This is a genomic window from Dorea ammoniilytica (assembly GCF_025567415.1).
GTDB lineage: Bacteria > Bacillota > Clostridia > Lachnospirales > Lachnospiraceae > Claveliimonas > Claveliimonas ammoniilytica.
The window spans coordinates 130,106-151,177 of sequence record NZ_JAOQJV010000002.1; the positions used below are offsets into that span (position 1 = coordinate 130,106).

Annotated in this window: 37 protein-coding genes; all 37 read left to right on the top strand. The window is 47.1% G+C overall.

What is annotated here, in order from left to right; translation table 11 throughout:
* The 37 genes from OCV65_RS02700 (at position 1) to OCV65_RS02880 (ending at position 21,072) form a co-directional block, all read left to right on the top strand.
* A complete protein-coding gene (locus OCV65_RS02700) occupies positions 1-393 on the top strand; it encodes a hypothetical protein (protein ID WP_055304134.1) in 393 nt (130 codons plus the stop codon).
* Between the two features lie 13 nt (positions 394-406).
* Positions 407-1,072, top strand: coding sequence for a hypothetical protein (locus OCV65_RS02705; RefSeq protein WP_055304136.1), 666 nt, complete (start codon positions 407-409; stop codon positions 1,070-1,072).
* Positions 1,059-1,475, top strand: a complete 417-nt coding sequence (locus tag OCV65_RS02710; protein ID WP_055304138.1) for a hypothetical protein — start codon at positions 1,059-1,061, stop codon at positions 1,473-1,475. Before OCV65_RS02705 ends, OCV65_RS02710 begins: the two co-directional genes overlap by 14 nt.
* Positions 1,468-1,719, top strand: a complete 252-nt coding sequence (locus OCV65_RS02715; protein WP_055304140.1) for a hypothetical protein — start codon at positions 1,468-1,470, stop codon at positions 1,717-1,719. The genes OCV65_RS02710 and OCV65_RS02715 overlap by 8 nt, the downstream gene beginning before the upstream one ends.
* Positions 1,720-2,016, top strand: a complete 297-nt coding sequence (locus tag OCV65_RS02720; protein ID WP_015554728.1) for a hypothetical protein — start codon at positions 1,720-1,722, stop codon at positions 2,014-2,016.
* Entirely contained in the window at positions 1,973-2,797 is an 825-nt protein-coding gene (locus tag OCV65_RS02725; protein ID WP_055304142.1) for a primase C-terminal domain-containing protein, read from the top strand. Before OCV65_RS02720 ends, OCV65_RS02725 begins: the two co-directional genes overlap by 44 nt.
* Positions 2,794-2,994: a hypothetical protein gene (locus OCV65_RS02730; RefSeq protein ID WP_055304144.1), complete on the top strand. Its 201-nt coding sequence runs from the start codon at positions 2,794-2,796 to the stop codon at positions 2,992-2,994. The genes OCV65_RS02725 and OCV65_RS02730 overlap by 4 nt, the downstream gene beginning before the upstream one ends.
* Positions 2,995-3,112: 118 nt before the next feature.
* On the top strand, positions 3,113-3,700 hold the full coding sequence (locus tag OCV65_RS02735; RefSeq protein ID WP_055304146.1) for a DUF6273 domain-containing protein: 588 nt from the start codon (positions 3,113-3,115) through the stop codon (positions 3,698-3,700).
* A 183-nt stretch (positions 3,701-3,883) separates the two neighbouring features.
* Positions 3,884-4,051, top strand: coding sequence for a hypothetical protein (locus OCV65_RS02740; RefSeq protein ID WP_262580879.1), 168 nt, complete (start codon positions 3,884-3,886; stop codon positions 4,049-4,051).
* Positions 4,051-4,509: a type II toxin-antitoxin system PemK/MazF family toxin gene (locus OCV65_RS02745; protein ID WP_147567703.1), complete on the top strand. Its 459-nt coding sequence runs from the start codon at positions 4,051-4,053 to the stop codon at positions 4,507-4,509. The genes OCV65_RS02740 and OCV65_RS02745 overlap by 1 nt, the downstream gene beginning before the upstream one ends.
* A gap of 5 nt (positions 4,510-4,514) precedes the next feature.
* Entirely contained in the window at positions 4,515-4,922 is a 408-nt protein-coding gene (locus OCV65_RS02750) for a hypothetical protein (protein WP_262580880.1), read from the top strand.
* Positions 4,922-6,412 (top strand): DNA primase family protein, encoded by a 1,491-nt coding sequence (locus tag OCV65_RS02755; protein WP_055304150.1) that lies wholly within the window; start codon positions 4,922-4,924, stop codon positions 6,410-6,412. The genes OCV65_RS02750 and OCV65_RS02755 overlap by 1 nt, the downstream gene beginning before the upstream one ends.
* The gene (locus OCV65_RS02760; protein WP_262580881.1) at positions 6,412-7,083 is read left to right on the top strand and encodes a radical SAM protein; all 672 of its coding nucleotides are present in this window, start codon (positions 6,412-6,414) and stop codon (positions 7,081-7,083) included. Before OCV65_RS02755 ends, OCV65_RS02760 begins: the two co-directional genes overlap by 1 nt.
* The gene (locus OCV65_RS02765; protein WP_055304154.1) at positions 7,083-7,289 is read left to right on the top strand and encodes a hypothetical protein; all 207 of its coding nucleotides are present in this window, start codon (positions 7,083-7,085) and stop codon (positions 7,287-7,289) included. The genes OCV65_RS02760 and OCV65_RS02765 overlap by 1 nt, the downstream gene beginning before the upstream one ends.
* Positions 7,290-7,291: 2 nt before the next feature.
* Complete coding sequence (locus tag OCV65_RS02770) at positions 7,292-7,597, top strand: hypothetical protein (protein WP_055304156.1); 306 nt, start codon at positions 7,292-7,294, stop codon at positions 7,595-7,597.
* A complete protein-coding gene (locus OCV65_RS02775; RefSeq protein WP_055304158.1) occupies positions 7,581-7,763 on the top strand; it encodes a hypothetical protein in 183 nt (60 codons plus the stop codon). The genes OCV65_RS02770 and OCV65_RS02775 overlap by 17 nt, the downstream gene beginning before the upstream one ends.
* Positions 7,741-7,977 (top strand): hypothetical protein, encoded by a 237-nt coding sequence (locus OCV65_RS02780; RefSeq protein ID WP_055304160.1) that lies wholly within the window; start codon positions 7,741-7,743, stop codon positions 7,975-7,977. The genes OCV65_RS02775 and OCV65_RS02780 overlap by 23 nt, the downstream gene beginning before the upstream one ends.
* Before the next feature lie 242 nt (positions 7,978-8,219).
* Positions 8,220-8,927: a hypothetical protein gene (locus tag OCV65_RS02785; RefSeq protein WP_055304162.1), complete on the top strand. Its 708-nt coding sequence runs from the start codon at positions 8,220-8,222 to the stop codon at positions 8,925-8,927.
* 454 nt (positions 8,928-9,381) lie between these two features.
* Positions 9,382-9,669: a DUF8033 domain-containing protein gene (locus OCV65_RS02790; RefSeq protein ID WP_055304164.1), complete on the top strand. Its 288-nt coding sequence runs from the start codon at positions 9,382-9,384 to the stop codon at positions 9,667-9,669.
* Positions 9,670-9,688: 19 nt separating this feature from the next.
* Positions 9,689-10,033, top strand: a complete 345-nt coding sequence (locus tag OCV65_RS02795; RefSeq protein WP_262580883.1) for a hypothetical protein — start codon at positions 9,689-9,691, stop codon at positions 10,031-10,033.
* Positions 10,026-10,382 (top strand): hypothetical protein, encoded by a 357-nt coding sequence (locus OCV65_RS02800; RefSeq protein WP_262580884.1) that lies wholly within the window; start codon positions 10,026-10,028, stop codon positions 10,380-10,382. The genes OCV65_RS02795 and OCV65_RS02800 overlap by 8 nt, the downstream gene beginning before the upstream one ends.
* Positions 10,383-10,385: 3 nt before the next feature.
* Positions 10,386-10,649, top strand: coding sequence for a hypothetical protein (locus OCV65_RS02805; protein WP_015554737.1), 264 nt, complete (start codon positions 10,386-10,388; stop codon positions 10,647-10,649).
* Between the two features lie 13 nt (positions 10,650-10,662).
* Positions 10,663-10,971 (top strand): hypothetical protein, encoded by a 309-nt coding sequence (locus tag OCV65_RS02810; RefSeq protein ID WP_055304166.1) that lies wholly within the window; start codon positions 10,663-10,665, stop codon positions 10,969-10,971.
* Positions 10,972-11,543: 572 nt separating this feature from the next.
* Entirely contained in the window at positions 11,544-11,753 is a 210-nt protein-coding gene (locus OCV65_RS02815; protein WP_015554739.1) for a helix-turn-helix domain-containing protein, read from the top strand.
* 125 nt (positions 11,754-11,878) lie between these two features.
* A complete protein-coding gene (locus OCV65_RS02820; protein ID WP_055304198.1) occupies positions 11,879-12,634 on the top strand; it encodes a recombinase family protein in 756 nt (251 codons plus the stop codon).
* Positions 12,635-12,645: 11 nt separating this feature from the next.
* Positions 12,646-13,038, top strand: coding sequence for a DUF5067 domain-containing protein (locus tag OCV65_RS02825; protein WP_262580885.1), 393 nt, complete (start codon positions 12,646-12,648; stop codon positions 13,036-13,038).
* Positions 13,039-13,228: 190 nt separating this feature from the next.
* The gene (gene terL / locus OCV65_RS02830) at positions 13,229-14,863 is read left to right on the top strand and encodes a phage terminase large subunit (protein WP_055304195.1); all 1,635 of its coding nucleotides are present in this window, start codon (positions 13,229-13,231) and stop codon (positions 14,861-14,863) included.
* 223 nt (positions 14,864-15,086) lie between these two features.
* Positions 15,087-16,544, top strand: a complete 1,458-nt coding sequence (locus OCV65_RS02835; protein WP_055304193.1) for a phage portal protein — start codon at positions 15,087-15,089, stop codon at positions 16,542-16,544.
* 111 nt (positions 16,545-16,655) lie between these two features.
* The gene (locus OCV65_RS02840) at positions 16,656-17,243 is read left to right on the top strand and encodes a hypothetical protein (protein ID WP_055304191.1); all 588 of its coding nucleotides are present in this window, start codon (positions 16,656-16,658) and stop codon (positions 17,241-17,243) included.
* A complete protein-coding gene (locus OCV65_RS02845; protein ID WP_015554743.1) occupies positions 17,243-18,169 on the top strand; it encodes a hypothetical protein in 927 nt (308 codons plus the stop codon). The genes OCV65_RS02840 and OCV65_RS02845 overlap by 1 nt, the downstream gene beginning before the upstream one ends.
* Positions 18,170-18,187: 18 nt before the next feature.
* A complete protein-coding gene (locus OCV65_RS02850; RefSeq protein ID WP_055304190.1) occupies positions 18,188-18,505 on the top strand; it encodes a phage head-tail connector protein in 318 nt (105 codons plus the stop codon).
* On the top strand, positions 18,502-18,909 hold the full coding sequence (locus OCV65_RS02855) for a hypothetical protein (protein ID WP_015554745.1): 408 nt from the start codon (positions 18,502-18,504) through the stop codon (positions 18,907-18,909). The genes OCV65_RS02850 and OCV65_RS02855 overlap by 4 nt, the downstream gene beginning before the upstream one ends.
* A complete protein-coding gene (locus OCV65_RS02860) occupies positions 18,902-19,435 on the top strand; it encodes a hypothetical protein (protein ID WP_055304188.1) in 534 nt (177 codons plus the stop codon). The genes OCV65_RS02855 and OCV65_RS02860 overlap by 8 nt, the downstream gene beginning before the upstream one ends.
* The gene (locus OCV65_RS02865) at positions 19,432-19,836 is read left to right on the top strand and encodes a hypothetical protein (protein ID WP_055304187.1); all 405 of its coding nucleotides are present in this window, start codon (positions 19,432-19,434) and stop codon (positions 19,834-19,836) included. The genes OCV65_RS02860 and OCV65_RS02865 overlap by 4 nt, the downstream gene beginning before the upstream one ends.
* 6 nt (positions 19,837-19,842) lie before the next feature.
* The gene (locus OCV65_RS02870; RefSeq protein WP_015554746.1) at positions 19,843-20,268 is read left to right on the top strand and encodes a phage tail tube protein; all 426 of its coding nucleotides are present in this window, start codon (positions 19,843-19,845) and stop codon (positions 20,266-20,268) included.
* A gap of 25 nt (positions 20,269-20,293) precedes the next feature.
* Complete coding sequence (locus tag OCV65_RS02875; protein WP_015554747.1) at positions 20,294-20,623, top strand: DUF5055 domain-containing protein; 330 nt, start codon at positions 20,294-20,296, stop codon at positions 20,621-20,623.
* Positions 20,624-20,634: 11 nt separating this feature from the next.
* A complete protein-coding gene (locus OCV65_RS02880) occupies positions 20,635-21,072 on the top strand; it encodes a hypothetical protein (protein WP_147609148.1) in 438 nt (145 codons plus the stop codon).

Below are 21,072 nucleotides of genomic sequence, written 5' to 3' on the forward strand. Positions count from 1 at the left end.
ATGGTGGCAAGAATCCCGAATTTGGAGCTTCTGCTCTATAAGGCACAACAGGCTCTCGCCCATGACCCGGATTTCGTTCAGAAGATTGCCGAGATTAAGGAGAATGATAGCCGCAAGAAAGTCTACCTCGATTTCAGTGTTGAGTGTTTCTCACAGATTTGGGGTAGCACCTGTACCGGGTTCGATGTGACCGAAGCTGGCGAGCCTGTTATGGCTGGTTCGGCTATGACCGAGGAATACACCACCATCGTACATGAGAAGACCACAGACACCTACTGTGTGTTCTTCGGAGACCGCCCTTGCTACAAGGTGGATAACCCGAGCAACGAGTTTTACGAGGACATGATGAAGCGTCAGATGGCAAGCCTGTCTCGAGCCAAGAACCGCTATTAAGGAGGAGTGAGCGATGATTAAATTTGAACAGATTGAGGTATGGGGAATCAAACACGCTATTCGTGGCATGAGAAATCCTCTCAATAGCTGGGAACGCTCTGACACCGTATTTGACGGTGACAAGATGTGTCTCGGGGAAAATGACGTTGACCTTATGACCCGGCTCATTCATGGCGGCGCACCTCACCGTAAGTTCCTCCGTCAGATTTTCGTATCGGTGGATATTACCGCTCCTCTCTACTGGTGGAAGGAGTTCGATACATACAAGGTCGGTACGACAGCTAATAGTTGTTCCACCATGCACAAGATACAGGCAAAGGAGTTCACCTTCGAGGACTTCTCCTGTGAGCATTTGGACGAGCCGAGCAAGGCGATTCTCGGTGTTGTGATTAACGAGCTTAACAACAATCGTGGCTGGTACAACGATTACAACAGGCTCGTAAGCGAGGGTGATTTCACCGATGTAGAGCGCAAGCAGTTTTGGTGGAATATGATTCAGCTTTTGCCCTCCTCTTTCAATCAGAAGCGAACGGTCACTATGACCTACGAAAACCTTCTGAATATGCTGGAATATCGCAGAGGTCACAAGCTGGACGAGTGGCGTATGTTCTGCGATTGGATTCTCACCCTCCCTTATGGTTCGCTCTTGAAGGAAGGTGTGGGTAATGAACAGAGCTGAACGGCGTAGACAGAAGAAAGCCGGAATTAAGGTACAGAAAGAACCCACTCTGAATCTGAAAGTCAGTGATTTCGACCACATGGTCTCTCATGCGGAGAAGTCAGCCAAGGAAAGAGCGACAGCGGCGGCAATTCACGAAATCGACCGACAGATTCTTGAGCATGACGAAGCCTATTCTCTCGACATTGACGCAATGGTGCTGTGGACGCTTCATGTTTACCTCGGGTTCGGTAAGAAGCGTCTCGAGAGATTCTACCGGGATATGTTGAAGGAACACATTCACATGAGGGAGGTCTACGAAATGGACGATACCTACCCGGAACGCTACAAACTCAAGGAGCTTTGCAATGTCGATGTGGAAGCTCTGAATAATGAATTTAAGGAGGTTATACACAATGTATAAGTTGAAGAACGTCAACGGCAGAGTGAACGCTCTGCTCCGCACCGGGAAGGACTTCGTAAAGAACAACCTCTCCGTGTCTGCGGCACAGCATATCATTGATACTGGTAAGCTGGTGAAATCTGACAACCCGGACTACCCTATCTGCATTGATAACCAGTGGTATTTCGAGGATGTTGAGGTCAAGAAGACAGCAAAGAAAGCCCAGTTGAGTTCCATGTATGGGGAAATGAAGGAGGACAAGTAAATGAGCCGAACTTTCTACTCCGAGTATGTGAATCATTGTCTGCGATTCTATGCTCGACACGACAGACCGAAGTTCCACTCGGAAGCAGACAAGCATAACTGGGCGGCGTGTGACAGCGCACTCAAGTCGTTCTCCGATAATGACCGAGCAATGCTCCTGTATATCTATCGTGAGGGCGATACCGTCCCGGACAATATCTATCAGTTGGCGAAGTCCAAAGGTATCTCACAGGACAGCATTTGGAAGCTCGTAAATGAGCTGGAAAGAAAGGTGGCAAAGCGGCGTGGTTTACTATGACAATATTCCCGAGGAATTAAAGAAACTCGACCAGTGGGTGTGTGCGAATGATGGAAGCAAAGTCCCTATGAAAGCATGGGAGAACGAAGCCGCTTCCTCAACCAACCCGGAAACATGGTCTGATTTCGAGACTGCTCTCGAATCGTACAACCAGCACTATTACGACTACTGCGGTTTCGTATTTGCGGACAATGGGTATGTCGGGATTGATATTGACGAGGGGTACGATGAAGACGGTCTTATGAGCGTCCTCGGGGCTGATATTGTCGGTAAGTGCCACAGCTATACGGAGAAATCCCGGAGTGGGCGTGGATTCCATATCCTACTCCGTGGAACTCTCCCCTTCAAGGGCAAGAACAATCTTGCTGGCGTGGAGATTTACAAGGCGGCTCGCTACTTCATTATGACCGGGAACACCCTTCTCTACCGAGAAATCATCGAGAACCAAGAAGCGATTGATTATGTTGTGGAGAAATACTTCCCGGAAGCTCGAGAGACCTCCGATAAGGTGGTTGTTGGGCGAGACAAGATATACGCCCCGGTATGGGAAGAACCTGTCGTGAATGGGCGTGTAAAGCTCCGTCCAGTATATCCAAGAATCCCGGACGGAAGCCGCAATATCTGTCTCACCTCCCTCGCTGGTATGCTCCACAATCAAGGCTACTCCAAGTCACAGATTTACGAGGAGCTGTTGTACGCCAATACGGTTGCCTGTGACCCACCTCTCGACCGAAACGAGTTGCGAACTATCTGCAACAGCGTCACGAGGTACAAGCGATGAAGATTAAGTGCTGTAAGGACTGCGTTGCTCCGAAGCGACACCCCGGCTGTCACGGTGTATGTCCCGAGTACCTATACGAAAAGGCACTGTGGGAGGAAGAAAAGAAAGTCATTCGTGAGGAACATAGGCGATTCAGTGAACTATATGAGCAACGCTCCGAGGGTGTGCGAAAAGCATTAAAACACAGAAGACGATAACTTGCACAGAAAAGATAAAAATTTATCTTTTAGGTATTGACATTCAATCTTGTATGTGTTATCTTATAATCACAGCAAGACAAAAACTTATCCAATAAAGATTAAGGAGGATTTTATCATGGAAGTTATGAGAAACATGACTATTGACACTGAACTGTTTGAACTGGGAGACATTATCTCCTTCACACTCACCACAGGGGAAAAGGTTAAGGCGAAAGCCATTCGTGAGACCCCGAACGGTATGCTTTTCATCACCGTTGACTGTCTCAAGGACGGGCAGAAAATGTTCGAGAATCCCGGCAGAGCCGAAAAGGTTGACTACGAACATTCCGACCTTCGCAAGAAGTTGAACGGAGAAATCTTCGAGAGCTTCCCGGAGAAAATCAAGGGTCGCATGGTTGGTATGCGAGTAGGTCAGACGAACTGCTTTGATATGCTCCGTATTCCTACCGAGCGTGAAATCTTCGGAGAGAACCCTTACGGTAAGGACGAGCCTGTATCTGTTAGACGCTTCTACGGCATGGAGAACCGCCATGAGCGTATCGCTTTCCAAGGCTCGGAGACAGGTACATGGGAATGGTACTGGTTGCAGAATAAGGTTGAGGATTCCGCTTCCAATTTCGCCCTTGTCGGCAACAACGGTGGTGCGAACTACTACTACGCTTCCGATTCTTTTGGCGTTCGCCCGGTCTTTCTCTTATCCTAAAATCTCGCCCCCTTGTGGGGCGAGTTCAATAAAGAACGGAGGTAAATGTCGTGCAGACAAGATGTGAAAACTGTAAGAAAAGATGTGTCTGCCACGCTTGCCCTCTACATAATCAATGCCGCTACGCTTTGAGGTGCAAATCCTCAAAGTGTTACTGCGGAAAATATAGGAGGTTATCAGAAAATGGAACAGAGCAAAATCTGTCCTCTCCTCACGACTAACACTGTCGTAGACGAGAATAACACCGTGAAAATTGGCACACAGCCTGTTTTCTGCGTAACCGAGCAGTGTTCGTGGTGGTTGGAGGATAAACAGAAATGTGCAATCGCAGTTATGGGAGGTAAGAAATAATGGCATATTACATGAATAAGAGCGTCCCGGCGAAGCGAGGAGATATTTTCTACATTTCCAACTCCAAGTGCTACGCCACAGACCCGAGTAATACAGAGGGAAGACCGGCAATCGTTGTCTCCTCTGATAAATTGAATGAACACGCAGATGTTGTCGAGGTGGTCTATCTCACCACCAAGGAAAAGCGTCTCATGCCTACTCATGCAGAGGTGCTGTGCAAGATTCCTTCAACCGCTCTGTGTGAGACCATCTACACGGTCAATAAGGACAGGCTGGGCGATTTCGTCCGTACCTGTACCGATAAGGAAATGGAGGGTGTCAATGCTGGAATCCTCTGCTCACTCGGTATCGCCGCTCCTGTGGTCGATGGTGAGCCTGTTGACAACTCTGTAACGGTCGAGAGGAATCTTTACAAGCACCTTTACGAAGACCTTCTCAATAAGGTAATGGCGAGGTGATGGATATGGGTAAAGGAGCTGATATGAGCTGGGAAGACATTCAGAATGAGTTCGACATTATGAACCGAATGTCGTGCCGCCCGGTTGGGTTGCAAAAAGTCCCCGGCAATCATATTTTCGATGAAGACCAGTCTGTGAAATGGAACAGAGAACAGGTCGAATTGAATAACAAGAAGTATCAGAGTGAAGTCGCTCGGCTCAACACCGAGAAGAACAAGGCTCGAGATTCCGTCTACAATCTGATTATCGAAAAGATTCAGTATGAAGTGGGTCACAGGCTCTCTCGCAAGAAAGCGGAAGCCATTTGGAATCGTGCCTATGAGGACGGACACTCTTTCGGATTCTATGAAATCCGTTGCCGCCTGTCAGACCTTATTGATTTGGCGATTACTCTGCTGGGAGGTGATAAGTAATGCAAGAGCTTTTCGAGACACGCAACGGTCGTGTCATTATGGACGAGGGCTTATCCTCGAAGATGTATCTGATTAAGCAGTATCACCCCGAGAAAGCAGACGAGACCAGCTCCGGGTTTGAGTGGTCTGAAATGGGTATGGCAAACCTGTTTGGCTTGCTCTATTCTCACGAAGCTCGCTACTGCCCGGAACACAAGAGCTGGTACACCTATCACGAGGGAGCATGGCGTAAGGACGAGGGAGCAATTCTCGTGTCCGAGAAGATTAAAGATTTCGTTCGTTTGATGATTCTCTACTGCGGAGAAATCGAGGACGATGATACCCGAAAGTCCTACACCGGGTTCGTCAATAAGATGGGTGACAGGCGTATGCGAGATAGAATCCTCAAGGACGCAACAGGTGAGCTTCGTATCTCTGCTGTGCAGTTTGACGCAGACCCCTATCTCATTAACTGTCTCAATGGTACATACGACCTTCGAGACTTCTCCTTCCGGGAACATAGCTGGAACGATTTTCTCACCATGCAGACAGCATTTAGCCACACTATCTCCAAGACGGTTAAGTGTAAACGCTGGGAGAAGTTCATTAAAGAGGTTACACAAAATGACGAGGACAAGGCAGACTTCCTTCAAAGAGCTTTGGGTTATTCCATGCTGGGTATGAGTAACGAGGAGTGTATGTTCATTCTTCATGGTAAGACCACTCGTAACGGTAAGTCTACTCTGCTCAACACCATCGAGACTATGCTCGGTGACTATGCCAAGGTTGCCCCGGTCGGTATGATTTGCCGTGGAGACCGTCAGAAGGACGCAGAAGCCGCCAGTCCTACCCTCGCCGGGTTGAAGGGCAAACGCTTCGTCACAATGTCCGAGAGCAACGAATACGGCAAGCTGGACGAGGAGAAAATCAAACAGCTTACAGGTGGCGAGGAAATCTCCGCTCGTGCGCTGTACCAGTCGGCAATCACATTCAAGCCGCAATTCACCTTATGGCTTTCCTGTAACGACCTTCCGATGGTGACAGACAAGTCCCTGTTCGCTTCCGAGCGTATCAAGGTGGTAGAGTTCAACCGCCACTTCTCCCCGGAGGAACAGGACACTCACCTAAAGGACGAGCTGTGTGAACAGTCCAGCATGAGCGGCATTTTCATGTGGTTGGTGCGCGGGTATATCCACTACAAGGAGCGTGGACTTGCAATGAGCGGCAGTCTGAAATCGGTTGTTACCAAGTACGAGCGTGATAACGACCTCGTATTGCAGTTCCTCGAGAACCGCTGTGAGCGTGTCCCGGAGGAAAGCTCGCCAACCGTTATCAAGGCGAAAGACCTGTACAACGCTTTCAAGATTTGGGCGAAGTCCGAGGGTGCTTATATCCTGTCGGCTCGTAAGTTCAATTCTGAAATGGAGCGTCACCCGGAGTGGTTCGACAGGAAATCGACCTCGAGCGGCTATGCAACCTATTGTGGTCTGAAATTGAAGGAGGTACTGTGATGAAGTACATGAGCGTTATCACGAACTTTGGGTGTCACTACAAATGCCCCTACTGTATCGTGAAGGAGAATAATCTCCATATCCCGAGAACGACCCTCTCCGGGTTGGATAATCTCGAGGAAGCCTTGAAAGAGAATAACTGCGACATTGTTTCTATCTCCGGCGGTGGAGACCCACTCCACGAGTACGAGAAACACATTGACTGGTATCGAAAGTTCTTCGGTATTGCACACAAGCGCAATGTTTTCTTCAACGGTAGTATGCGCCCTATTCCTGTGGAAATGCACACCAGCTACATGACTGACGAGACCGCTTTTCCATTCTATGATTGCTACCGGGTTGTGTACCATGCAAACAGTATCGACCAGCTCTCGCAAATTCGCCGGACTGGTAATGAGATTGTTCGGGCAGTATTCGTGGTAACTGCGGACTACACCATCGCTGACATCATGGACATTGCCCTGTTCGTGAAAAACAGCACGGGGATTGACGAGTTGAGCTTCCGGCAGTTGGTTGATGATAAGTACACCGAACAGCACTACCTTGAGGACTATCTCCGCATGGGTCACAAGAAGCTGTGGTGGTACATCGAGCAAAATGACTACAACCTCTACTACGCAGAGAATGAAGTCAGCGGTAGATACAGGGATTTTGAGAAGGAGGTGCTGTAATGACTTTACAGGAAAAATCAGAGCTGGTACGGCTCTTGAACCTATACCAAGCTGACCTTCTCAATCAGAATCGGAAGAATATTGAGAACGGCAGAACCGAGTATTTTGTTCCCGGCGTGAAAGCACAGTATGAACACGCCCGAATTATCAGCACGAAACTCTCTGTCGAACTCGGCAAGGGTATTAAGTCATGGTGGGAGGTATAACTATGAATATGGTTTGCAAATGCGGCGGCAAGGAGTTCTTCACAGAGGAACACGGCAATCAGACAGGGCTTTACTGCTCCGCTTGCGGTAAGTGGCAGAAATGGCTCAAGAAGGACGAGATACGACTTTTCAATCGTGGTATCAAAGTAGAGAACGCTTCTCTGCTGGAACGTCTCAAAGCTCGTATCGAGGAAAGCGCAATCAAGGTATCTACCGTCAAAGCTCCGCATACCTACATGAAAGCTGTCGGCACGAGAGAGCTTGAGAAGATTCTCGAGGAGGAGTTGGGAAATGAAGACACGAAATGACATACTTGCCGAATACGTCCGCAGTCGTTACCCCGAGATTGAGAAGACCTTCGACTTTGCCGCCTACTCTGCTGGTGTGGCTCTCAAAGAGTTCGGCAGATGTATTAAAGAAGCGTTCGGAGGTACTGGTAAGGAGGTAGACGATGTTTGCGATTCAGAACATTAAGACCGGGAAGTTTTTGTATGGCACAGACTACCGATACCTCCCTCCTCACCAGCGTACCAGCAACACGAAAATGCTCACTTATAGCTCTATCGCAGAAGCCGCACACGACTTTTGGGTTAAGAGGAAGTGCGGCAAAGATTACAGAATCGTTGTGCTGAAATCGGTTGAGGTTAAGCGAGTGATTGACTACTACGAGAGCAAAAACTTCATTTAACACAAAGTGGATAAGTATTTATCAAAAACGACATTTACCAAACTATCTGAAAAGGATTGAAAAACAATCTTTTCATAAGAACGAGTTATTCTTATTATTACAGTAGTTAAAGTAGCTGTTCTCAAGGTATTGCGTGTAACTTCCTTTATATAGAAAAATCCCTATATATAGAAGTTATACGCAAAAACCGATTTTCAACTACTTCTACTACTGCAATAAGAATAAGAAGAAAGGAGACCGAAATGGATATAGATAAACTGTTAGCAGACAGTTCCGAGGAGACTGTTGCGACTAAGGAGACTGTTTCCAGCGAGGAGAATGTCGGAACGAAAGCCGTTGCGACTACTGGAAAGAAAGAAACGAAGCCTAAGAAGAAAGGCAAACCGAGGGGTGGCAACTCTCCTGTGATTGGTACGAATGGGTTCAACCTTGACGTTGGGGATAATGCGAAGTTCTTGAGCGTCAACATGGCACTGTTCAATATGCCAAACATTGATATGGAAAGTGAATCGGAGGTTCAGCAACGACTTTCCGACTATTTTGCGTTGTATGCGAACGCTGATATGAAACCGACTGTTGCTGGTATGGCGATGGCATTGAATGGCATGAGCAGACAGACGTTGTGGGCTATTACACATGACGCTCCGTTGGGTGGGCGTGGAAATTATAGTACGTTGCCGCCGAGCGTGACTGACACCATTAAAAAGGCGTACTTTTTGCTCGAAAATTTGTGGGAATCCTACATGAACTCCGGCAAGGTCAACCCGGTAGCTGGTATCTTCCTCGGCAAGAACAACTATGGCTACCAAGACAAGACCGAGTACGTTCTCACACCGAACCAGCAGAACGACAACGACTATTCCGCTGATGAAATCAGAGAACGCTATATTGCAAGCGACCAGCAGAAGCGACTTTCAGCAAGCAACTCTGACGAGGACACGAGCGACTAAGCGACTATCTCTCCCCTCTCCTCTCTTCGACTATCAGCCGAGCGACTTTCGACTATCGACTATGAAACTGCTCCGGGATTTCCCGGGGCTTTTTCTATGCAAAAATTCACGGAAATTTTCAGAAAATCAGCCGGACACGGCACTCACCTCTTTAACACTTTAATACAATAAAGCAAAATGCAACCCGGGCGGCGTGGGTGAACGTGTCCGGCGGCGTTCCTTTCATATAATGCGAATTTTGCGCCCGGTGCAATTCGTAAATTTAGAATTTAGGTGTTGACAATTCGTATAATAAGAATTAGAATAACAATAACAACACAAACAAGATAAACCGCCAACACAAAAAAGATAAATTTTTATCCGAAAAGTATTGACAGACAATCTTGAAAGTGTTATCTTATAATCACAGCAAGACAAGAAACAACACTAAAAAGATTATATGGAGGTTTTCAAAATGAAAAGATATGAATTAGCACCGAACGGGACACAAAAAAGTTTCTATGGAAAAGCCGTTGTTGAAATTGACAACGCCGGGAATGAAACGCTTTACAGCTACAACACCCCTATTATAAAGCGGCTTGCAAATGGTTCACTTGTTAAATTGTGGGGCGGTTGGAGTAACACAACCGGGAAACATATAAAAGCGTTTTGCGGTTTGAATAAAGCCGGATTCATGAAGCTTGAACATGAAACAACGCCACAAGAAAAAGCGGCGGCGTATAACGGTACACTTTACAGATAATAGAATGGAGGAAACGAAAATGAAAGTTAAAACCACAAGAAAAGCTATTGTAAACGGTTCTTATAATGTTAAATGTGCCGGGTATTGTGATTTGTCCTATTTGCTGAACAATCATTCACCCATTGCGTACACTTGCGGCGTTTACGGTTGGAATTTTGACGTTTATGAGGTTTACGGCGTTACGATTTGCACAGGTTATAGAAATATGCCGGGTGCAAGGCTTCAAAAAATTAGTGAATACGAGGAAAAAGCCCGGGCTATTTTGAGTTGGGAAGATAAACGCCCATTTGAAGAAAAGCAGATAGCCGTTGAAAACCTTTTGAAAGAATTTTGTAAATTGAATGGGGGCGTTATTTATGAATAAATACAGCTTTACGAACAAAGGCAAAACGTGGGAACGTATCACGAAAAAGCAAGCCCGGGCGGCTTATAACAACGATTTAACCGTTCTGTTTTGCCCGGTGAATATGCGCCCCTTTACGCCGTGGCATTTAGAAATTGACGTAAACAAGAATTTTGAAGGTTATAACGGCGTTACTTTTGAAAAAGCCGTGGACGCTTTTGAAATTTATAATTGTACCGACAACGAAACCGGGCGCTATACGGCGTTTTATATCCCGGTTGCAACGGTTGATAGATTCACCGGGGAAACGCCCACGGCGTACACGTTGGGAACGGTCAAACAATATGATTATAGCGTTATGGAGGGCTGAAAAATGAAAAGATTTGAAAGTTTGTGCAATGAATACCGGGAAAATAAGCGTTTAATTGAAGAATTGCAAGCTATGAACGATTCTATAAAATCGGATATTCTTGCAATCATGGGAAACGATGAAATGCACGTTGAAGGGGCGGCAAAAGCCACTAATAAAACGGTTGTTTCAAGTCGTTTTGATTCAAGCGGATTCAAAAAAGAATACCCGGATTTGTTCACCGAATACAGCCGGGAAACAAGTTATAAACGTTTTTGTGTACTGTAAAGGGGGTTTTATTATGACGCATTATAAATTTGTTTCGTGGGACGTTCCCGCATTTGAAACGATTTTAACCGGGCGTATTCCGGCGGCGTTGCTTGCCGCTGATAATGGAAATTTACAGCCGTTGAAAGATTTACACATTGCAACACAAACCCCGGTTTATAAATGTTCCGGTTGGTGTATTCCTTTTGCGGAATATATGCGCCGCTTTTGGGTAAAAACAAAATATTACGGCATTATTGAAATGTACGCATTGAATAAAACAGATATTAGAAAAGAGTTGAAAAGCAATGTGATTGAAATTATGGAGGTCAAAAAGAATTGATAATATTATGTGTTCTGATTTTTCCGTTTGTTGTATTAGCGGATTTACTGAAAATGAATAAATGATTTTATAGCCCCGGTTATATACCGGGGCTTTTTTGTACGTGTACCGCCGCCCAGTAAACGTAAAACATAATCAAGAATAGCCGCCCGGGGTGAACGTGGCAAGCCTTGAACGCTTGTGAACGTGTCCCGGGCTTGTGTCGTTCATGGGTGTTGGTGCATTGTGTCCGGCGTTCATCGTGTCCGGCGGCGTGGGTTGTTCGGTTGTTCGTGTCGTTGTGTCCGGCTTGCGTTGTGGGGGCGTTGCGGGGCGTTTCCCGGGGCTTTTGTGCGTGGGTGTATGTGTTTATATGGGTTCACCGTTTCCCGGGCTTGTGGCGGCGTTTTGGGGGCTTGTGGGTACACCCCCGGGGGGGATTGACAAGGGGCGAAACCGGGCGAGGGAGTACGCTGAATATTCTCAAAAAATAAAAAGACCCTATAAAAGATAATTTCTTATCCTATCAGTGTTGACAATCTTCCTTTCTCGTGCTATACTCGTATCACAAACAACATATAGGAGGTCAAAACATGGTTAAGAATAACATTGAAGTTGATGTAAAGGTGAAGCTCCTCGAAGCTGGGAAGACACAACAGCAGTTGGGTGAAGAAATCGGCACTACTGGACAGTACATCAACCGAGTTCTCAAGAAGAATGGTGGAATCGTGAACGATACCTTCGTGAAAATGATGGACGCTCTCGGTTATAACATCGTTCTCACCTACGAAAAGAAAGATTGAAGTAGTTAAAGTAGTTGAAAACAGCATTTTGCGTGTAACTTCCTCTTAGTACACGCATATATAGCAAAAGTTACCGCAATTTTTGATTTTCTACTACTTTTACTACTTGAGGAGGTGAATATCTCGTGAAAGCGATTGGTTATATCCGTGTATCTACGGAGGAACAGTCTGCGGACGATAAATACGGTATCGAGGTGCAGAAACAGGCGATTTCTGATTACGCCGACAGGAATGATTTTGAAATTGTATGCTGGCTGACCGATACAATCAGCGGTGCGAAGGACAACCGCCCGGAACTGGACAAGATTCTCTACAATGCAGACCAGCTCCCGGCACATGAAGCCGTGATTGTATTCAAGAACGACCGTGTTGCTCGTGACACAAAATTGTATTTCTATTACTTCTACACGCTCGAGAAGCGGAATGTGAAACTGCTCTCTACCGAGGAGCATTTCTCGGAAGGTGACGATTTCGCCAACATCTACCGCTCTCTGCTGATGTTCGTTGCGGAACAGGAGCGAAAGAACATCGCTCTGCGTACCGGGCGTGGACGGTCTCTCAAGGCACAGTGCGGTGGGTACTCCGGCGGCAACAAACCGTATGGTTATTACTGCGTAGACGGTATGCTCATGCAGAACCCGGAAGAACGCCCTATCGTGGAGACGATATTCCGAGAGCATGACGAGAATCACACCTCTTTGCTGGACATTTGCGAGATTCTATACGATGGTGGGTATCGAACCCGAAAAGGCAAGAGATTTCAGCCGTCCACCATTCGAGGAATCCTATCTAATCGCCCCTTCTATGAGGGCAAGTACAAATATGGAGACATGGGCTGGGTACAGGGCGTACACTCCCCGATTCTCCCATTGGAGGTGTAGAAATGAAGAAAATGCTATCTATTATGCTTGCCGGAGTGCTTATGCTGGCGGTCTCCGGGTGTGGAGCTGAACCACAACACAAGGTCTCGTATGTCAGCGGAGAAAAGCTCACTGTTCTCGAGCAGTACGATTGTGTGGCTGTCTATACGCAGTACACCAACGACAGCTCCGAAACTGCTGTCCCGGCTGATGAAGTGTCGGTCAAAGCATTTCAGAACGGTGTCGAATTGTCACCGCTTGTCCCGACAGGTGACAGAACTAACGGCTATGTGCAGTGTGATTCCAATGTGCAGAGCGGCACGACCGCTGATGTGGTGTGGCTATTCGAGCTTGACGATGATTCTACCGTATCGGTGGAGCTGTCCGGCGGCGAGAAAGTCGAAATCCCATTGACAGAGGAATGAGCCTATGTGGGTGCTGGCAATATTGATATTTCCCTTTGCGTTACTCTATGAGATTGTGAAGATGAATGAGCAGTCTCACCATCGAGGGAAACGAAAACGAAGAAAAAGATTTTAATGACGAGGGTGCGTTATCGCACAGAGATTTAATTCTCTGAACGGTGACGCACTCTCTTTTTGTTCGGAGGTATTTATGAAAGAGTTACTTGAAAAAATTCTCGGGCAAATCAAAAAGACCCCGGAAGGGGTTAGAGCCTATGAGGATTTATACCATATCTGTCTCGAGACACAGAAGACAGACATTCCCCTATCCGTGGAGTATTTGAAAAAGCTGTCGGACATTATCGAGAATCGGATTCCACAGTCTGAAACAGACAAGGAGCTTCGCTCCCTGTTCATGCTTCACAAAAAGGTTCTGCTTGCCGCCGCTCCTTTTGATTTTGAAAGCTATCTGCTCTATGTCGAATGGGAACGTGAGCCGGACAAGAAGTTCTATGTCCCTCGCCGTGAGGTCATGCACCCTGTCGTACAGGCAATGCAAGATTTGATTGACGATAGGCTGGATTTACTTACGATTTCCATGCCGCCCGGTACTGGTAAGTCCACTCTCGGTATCTTCTTCCTGTCGTGGGTCATGGGTCGATTCCCGGATTCACAGTCCCTTGCTTCTGCTCACTCGGGTATGCTGACACGCTCCTTTTATGACGGTGTGTATCAGATTATCACCGACAGCGAGTACCTGTGGGCTGATGTGTTCCCGGGAGTAAAGATGGCGGCAACGAACTCCAAGGAGGAAACCATTGACCTTCACAAGAAGCACCGATTCTCTACACTCACCTGTCGAGCAATCAATGCTTCACTGACTGGTGCTACCCGATGTGACAAAATCCTCTACGCTGATGACTTGTGTTCCGGCATTGAGGAAGCTATGAGCAAGGAGCGATTGGATAAGCTGTGGAGTGCCTACACCAATGACCTTAAATCTCGAAAAAAGGAAGGTGCGAAGGAAATCCATATCGCTACCCGATGGTCTGTCCATGATGTTATCGGTCGATTGGAGAATCAGTACGGTGGTGATTCCCGAGCGAAGTTCATTGTTCTTCCGGCACTGGACGCAGACGGTGAAAGTAATTTCAATTACACCTACGGTGTCGGATTCAGCCGCCACTATTTCGAGGATATGAGGAACAATCTTGACGAAGCGTCTTTCAAGGCTCTGTTTATGAATCAGCCTATCGAGCGTGAGGGTCTGCTCTACGATGTGGACGAACTGCGCCGATATTTTGAGCTTCCAGCAGAAGACCCGGACGCTATTATCGGTATTTGTGATACCAAGGACAAGGGTTCTGACTACGCTTTCCTCCCGGCGGCGTATGTGTACGGTAATGACTACTACATTGACGATTGTGTCTGTGATAACAGCTTACCGAACATCGTTGACGCTCGATTGGTGGACATACTGCTTCGCTGTAAGGTTAAAATGTGCCGTTTTGAGAGCAATTCCGCTGGTGGTCGTGTTGCCGAGAAGGTACAGAACGAGGTCAAGAAGCGTGGCGGTATCACTCGCATTACGACCAAGTTCACTACTGCCAATAAGGAGACAAAAATCATCGTAAACAGTGCATGGGTTAAGGAACACTGCCTGTTCAAAGACGATAGCCTGTATAAACGTCAGAGCGATTACGGTCGTATGATGGATATGCTCGGCTCTTACACTGTGGCTGGTAAAAACAAGCACGATGATGTTCCCGATGGTATGGCTATGCTGGCAGAGTTCGCACAAAGTCTGTCCGGCGCAAAAGTTGAAATCTTTCAGAGACCGTGGTAACACAAGAAGTGTTACTTATCCACACTTTCCACACAATTATCAACATATTGTATGCACTATGGTGTTGACATACACTATATAGTGTGTTACAATGTAAAGCGTAATAGTGAGTAATTTATGCTCACTCAAATTTTAGAGATAAATGGGTGCATGATTGCACGAGGTAATTTAGACCTCGAGCAGTCATGCACCCATTTTTTGTATGCAGAAAGGAGGAAGGAACGTGGCACATCAAATTGACGAGAGCAAGCCGAAGTATCTAAGTCAGACACGATTTATGAGCGGTCGGCGCATTATCAAGACCAGCGTGACAGAAATCACGGACGAAAACGTGGTTGATGTTCTTCGTAAGGCTCTTGCTACTCACGATTTGAACCGCAGTGAGATTGACTACCTGTGGAAGTATTACCGTGGAGACCAGCCAATCAGAAACCGTGTCAAAGACGTTCGCCCCGAAATCTGCAATAAGATTACCGAGAATCGTGCAAACGAAATCGTGTCCTTCAAGGTTGGGTATCTGTGTGGCGAGCCGATTCAGTACGTTAGCCGTAATGGTGGCGAGGAAATCGTAAAGCAGATTAACACCCTCAACGAGTATATGTTCGCAGAGGACAAAGCCGCTCAAGACCAAGAGCTTGTCGAGTGGCAGATGATTTGTGGTACAGCGTTCCGTCTTGTCCTTCCCGATGAACCGGGTGAGGAAGACGAAGCTCCTTTTGAGCTTTACACTCTCGACCCGAGAGACACCTTCGTTGTGTATTCAAACGAAATCGGTAACAAGCCGCTGATGGCGGTTAAGTACAGCAAGGACGATAACGAGATTTTCCACTACTCGATTTACACCGAGAATCGCTATTACCTCGTGGACGGAGACATTTTGGTGGAATCCAAACCTCATGCCCTCGACATGATTCCGATTATCGAGTACCCGGGAAACAATGCTCGTCTCGGTTCTTTTGAGATTGTGCTTCCTCTACTGGACGCAATCAACAATGTGGAAAGTAACCGTATGGACGGTATGGAGCAGTTGGTACAGGCTTTTATTAAGTTCATTAACTGCGACATTACCAAGGAGGAATACGAGGAGTTCTTACAGCTCGGCGCAATCAAGGTGAAGTCCGTGGACGGACAAGCCGCTGATGTTGGTGTAGTCACCACAGAGCTGAATCAGACACAATCGCAGACCCTCAAGGACGATTACTACAACGCAATGCTCACCATCTGCGGTATGCCAAACCGTAACGGTGGTTCTTCCACGAGTGATACTGGTTCTGCCGTGTTGCTCCGTGATGGTTGGTCTGACGCAGAAGCTCGAGCAAAGGACAGCGAGAATGTTTTCAAGCGAGCAGAAAAGAAAATGCTCAAGCTGGTTCTTCGTATCTGTCGAGACCTCGGCGGTCTCACGCTCAAGTTGAGTGATATTGATATGAAGTTCACTCGCCGTAACTACGAAGCCATTCAGAGTAAATCTCAAGTCCTTATCTCCATGCTTCAAGAGCCTAAGATTCACCCACAGTTGGCGTTCCAGCATAGCGGAATGTTCTCTGACGCTGAATCTGCTTACACCATGAGCATGAAGTATTACGAGGAGCAACAGGAGAAAGCCGCTGAACTGGCTAAGAAGACCGCTCCCGATGATTCCGGGGGCGATGATAATGACCCGGACAATAACGATATTTAAGCGGTAAGCCGCTGTGAATATAGGCAGAGAAGCCTTAAATCGCAATAGTCAGAGAAGACTTAAACCGCAAACATTGTCACAGAAGACATTAAAAGACAGGAGGATTTCAACATGGCAAAAATTGACATTAGCAAGATTGACGGCTATGCCGACATGACCCCGGAACAGAAAATTGCCGCTCTTGAAGCGTTCGAGACAGAAGACCCCGATTACAGCGGATATGTAAAGAAGGATATTTTCGATAAGACAGCTTCCGAGCTTGCGGCTAAGAAGAAGGAGCTGAATGAAAAGCTCACTGAGGACGAGCAGAAAAAGCAGAAGGAACAGGAGGAACGTGAGGAGTTGCAGTCCAAGTACGACAAACTGCTCCGTGAAAGCGAAGTTTCCAAGTTCAAGGCAAAGTTGCTCGGCATGGGTTACGAGGAGAAGCTGGCTGACGCTACCGCAGAAGCAATGGCTGATGGTGATACCGAGAAGGTCTTCGCCAATCAGAAGAAACATCTTGAGAATGTCGAGAAGAAGGTTCGTGCGGAAGCCCTTAAAGATACACCGAAACCGACCCCGGACGGAGATTCCAAGACAATGACCCTTGAGAAGCTCCGCAAAATGTCTCCACAGGAGCGTTATGACTATTCTGTGAAGAATCCCGAGGACTACAAAGCCCTCTACACCAATAACGATACAGGAGGTAATGAGTAATGGCTCATAAGATTTATGACAATTTCTATCTCTCCAACGAGGTAGAAGACCAGTTCAATTCCCACCTCGATTTACAGCAGTTCTGTACTGTTGATAACTCTCTCGTGGGTACTGCTGGTATGAAGCGCAAGATTAACGTCTACAAGGCTACCGCTGGTACGGAGAAGCTGAAAATGGGCGAAGGTAACACCAAGAGCATTGAGGTTTCTTTCACCCCGGAGGAGTACGAGATTCAGCTCGCACAGAACAAGTTCCAGTATTATGACGAACAGGAAATGACTGACCCTATGCTCGTTCCTGTCGGCACTCGTCACATGGGTACTGATATGTTCAATACCGTAAACGGCGATGTGTACGGCGAGTTCAAGAAGGCTACTATGGTCGTTCCTACTGCGAAGATTGACTTCGCCGCATTTGTGGACGCTGTTGCCAATCTGAACATCGAAAGCACTGACAATCAGCCGGAGAAGGTTGCTCCGCAGACTTTCGCTTTCGTACACCCGGGCGATACTGCCGAGCTTCGTAAGAACCTCGCGGAAGACCTCAAGTATGTGGAAGCGTTCGCTCGTGCTGGCTACATCGGTACTGTTGGCGGCGTGAACATCTACACCAAGAAGGACGCTACGAAGGGTACTATCGTGGTTGCTACTCGACAGGCAGTTACCATCTTCAATAAGAAGGGTGTCGAGGTTGAGACTGACCGTAACGGCGATATTCGTCAGAACACTATTTGGTCTCGTAAGTATTACCTTGCGGCTCTGACTGACGCTACCAAGGCAGTCAAGATTTTCAAGGGTACTGCTACTGCCACTGCGGACACTACGGTTTCCGAGGGCAAGGTTTACTACGCTAAGACCGACAACGGCTACATCGTTGGTAAGCCTAAGACCAACCCGAAGACCGAAGGTTTCTACGAGATTGCCTAAGTAAAGGAGGTGGACAACATGACCGAGGAAGAAAAGCTGATTGCTCTCAAAGCGATGGTCGGTGGTTCGGACAGTGACGAAGTGCTGTCCACCTATCTCAAACTGGCTGGTCGTAAAATCATCAATCGAGCATATCCGTATGATTCCAGCGTAACGGAAGTTCCGGCACAGTATGACACTCTCCAATGCGAGATTGCCGCTTATATGCTGAACAAGCGTGGTGCGGAGGGTCAGACCTCTCATTCCGAGAACGGTATCTCCCGAAGCTATGAAAATGCTGATATTCCTTCCTCAATGCTCAAGGTGGTTACTCCTCATGTGGGGGTGATTAAATGAGAATGATGGAACGAAACAAGAGCAAATTCTTCTACGCTCTGTACAAAGAGAAAGTCCCTAAGACGGACGAATACGGAAATGTTACAGGGGAATATGAAATCATTCGAGACAACCCGGTAGAGTTCTCCGCTAATATCTCTGCCGCCAAGGGTGAAACAAGCACCCGACAGTTTGGAGAAAGCGAGAGCTATGACAAGGTAATTGTCATGGGGACAGACGCTCCCCCTATTGACGAGTACACAGTGCTATGGGTCGATAAAACGCCACAGGTTGATGAAACCGGGGCTTTGGTTACGAACGATGATGGTGAGGTCATTACTCCTCACGATTATATCGTCAAGAAGGTAGCCAAGAGCTTGAACAGCGTATCGGTTGCGATAAGCAAGGTGACTGTCAGTGGGTAGAAAAGTTATCTCATTCGGATTGTCAACGAGTGAAATCAACCGAGCTATGAAAGAGCTGGCTGATTACAAACAAGAAATCCTTAGAAAAACAGAACTCCTCCGAGAGAAAGTAGCCGAGAGGCTGGCTGATGAAGCGAAAAGCGGATTCAGCGGTGCAATCGTTGACGAGCTTATTCTCAAAGGAGGGCAAACTTCTCCACGATACGCACAAGTCGATGTGTCGGTTGACAATCGAGGGTCGGTTACTGTCGTTGTCGCAAGTGGTGAAGACGCTGTGTGGGTTGAGTTTGGTGCTGGTGTCTATCATAATGGCTCTCCCGGTTCGTCCCCTCACCCTCACGGTGCGGAACTGGGAATGACAATCGGTGGATTCGGTAAGGGTAACGGCAAGAAAGAAGTTTGGGGATTCTACGAAAATGGCGAATTGAAGCTGTCTCGTGGTACTCCGGCTCGTATGCCGATGGCTCTTGCAATCACCACCGTTTGCAATGATATTCAGTCTATCGCAAAGGAGGTGTTCGGGTGATTGACATTGAGACAGAGGTATTCAGTATCGTGTCCGCAGAGGTGCGAAAGAAATACCCGAAAATCTATATGACTGGCGAATATGTCAAGTCTCCACCTTCCTTCCCTTGTGTCTCTCTCATTGAGACAGACAATCAAGTTTATCGAAACACTCGAGATTCCGGGTGTATCGAAAACCACGCACAGGTGCTTTACGAGGTCAATGTCTACTCTAACAAAACGAGTGGTAAGAAGACTGAATGTAAAGCAATCATCGCTCTCATTGATTCCAAGATGGAAGCACTCGGTTTCACACGAACCCTTATGAACCCTGTTCCCAACGAGGAAGACGCAACGGTTTACAGAATGGTGGCTCGATACAGGGCTATCGTCTCTAAAAACAAAACTATTTATAGGAGGTAAACAAGCATGGCTATTAGCACTTACAAGATTTTTCTCATGCAGAAGAACACTTCCGCATGGGAGAAGCTGATTGACATTAAGGAGTTTCCCGACCTCGGCGGTGCGCCGGAAATGCTGGAAACTACTACTCTGTCTGACAAAATGCAGACTTACATTCCGGGTATTCAGTCCCTCGATTCTCTTGAGTTCACTGCGAACTATACTCTCGAGGAGTACAAGAAGCTGAAAGCACTGGAAGGTACAGAGAAGGAGTTCGCCGTTTGGTTCGGTGGTACGGAAGCTGGCGATACCGTCACTCCTACTGGTGACAGCGGTAAGTTCAAGTTCAAAGGCTCTCTGTCTGTTTATGCTAACGGCGGCGGCACGAATGAGGTTGTCGAAATGACTATCACTATCGCTCCGTCTACTGTTATCAGCATGGACGCAGAGTAAGGAAAAATAAGGAGGATAAATCATCATGGCAAAGCAGTTGAAATTCACTTTCAAGGATAAAGAATATGTCCTTGAGTTCACTCGCAGAACGGTTACGGAAATGGAAAAGAAGGGCTTCGTTGCGGCAGAGGTCGAGAACAAGCCTATGTCCACTCTCCCGGCACTGTTTGAAGGTGCGTTCCTCGCACATCATCGTTTCGAGAAGAAGGAAGTTATCAACGAAATCTTCTCCCACATGACGAACAAGGAGGAGCTTATCGGTAAGCTGGCAGAAATGTACAACGAGCCGATTATGGCACTGGTCGAAGAACCCGAGGAATCCGAGGGAAACGTAAGCTGGACAGCGAGTTGGTAAGTGATTCGCTGTTGACAGATGAATCCGCTAACAAGGGGAGCGAGCGTGAGAATCGCTCTGCTCCCCCTTCTTATTCGGAGATTTTTCTCGCAAAGTTCCCCTATTACTTATCAATAGGCATGACGGAAGAACAATACTGGGATAGAGATTCTACTCTCGTGAAGTCCTACCGCAAAGCGGAGGAGCTTCGCAAAGAGAGGGTCAATCAAGAAATGTGGTTACAGGGTATGTATATCTATGACGCAATTTCTCGTCTGTCTCCGATTCTTCGTGCTTTCGCCAAAAAGGGAACGAAAGCCCAACCTTATGTTGAGGAAGCATATCCCATCAATAAAAAGACGGTGGAGGAAGCAGAACTCAAGAAGGAAAAGGCTAAGTCTGAAAAGGGTCTGCGCTATATGCAAGCGTATATGGTACAGGCAAATAAGCAGTTACAAGAAAGGAAGTGA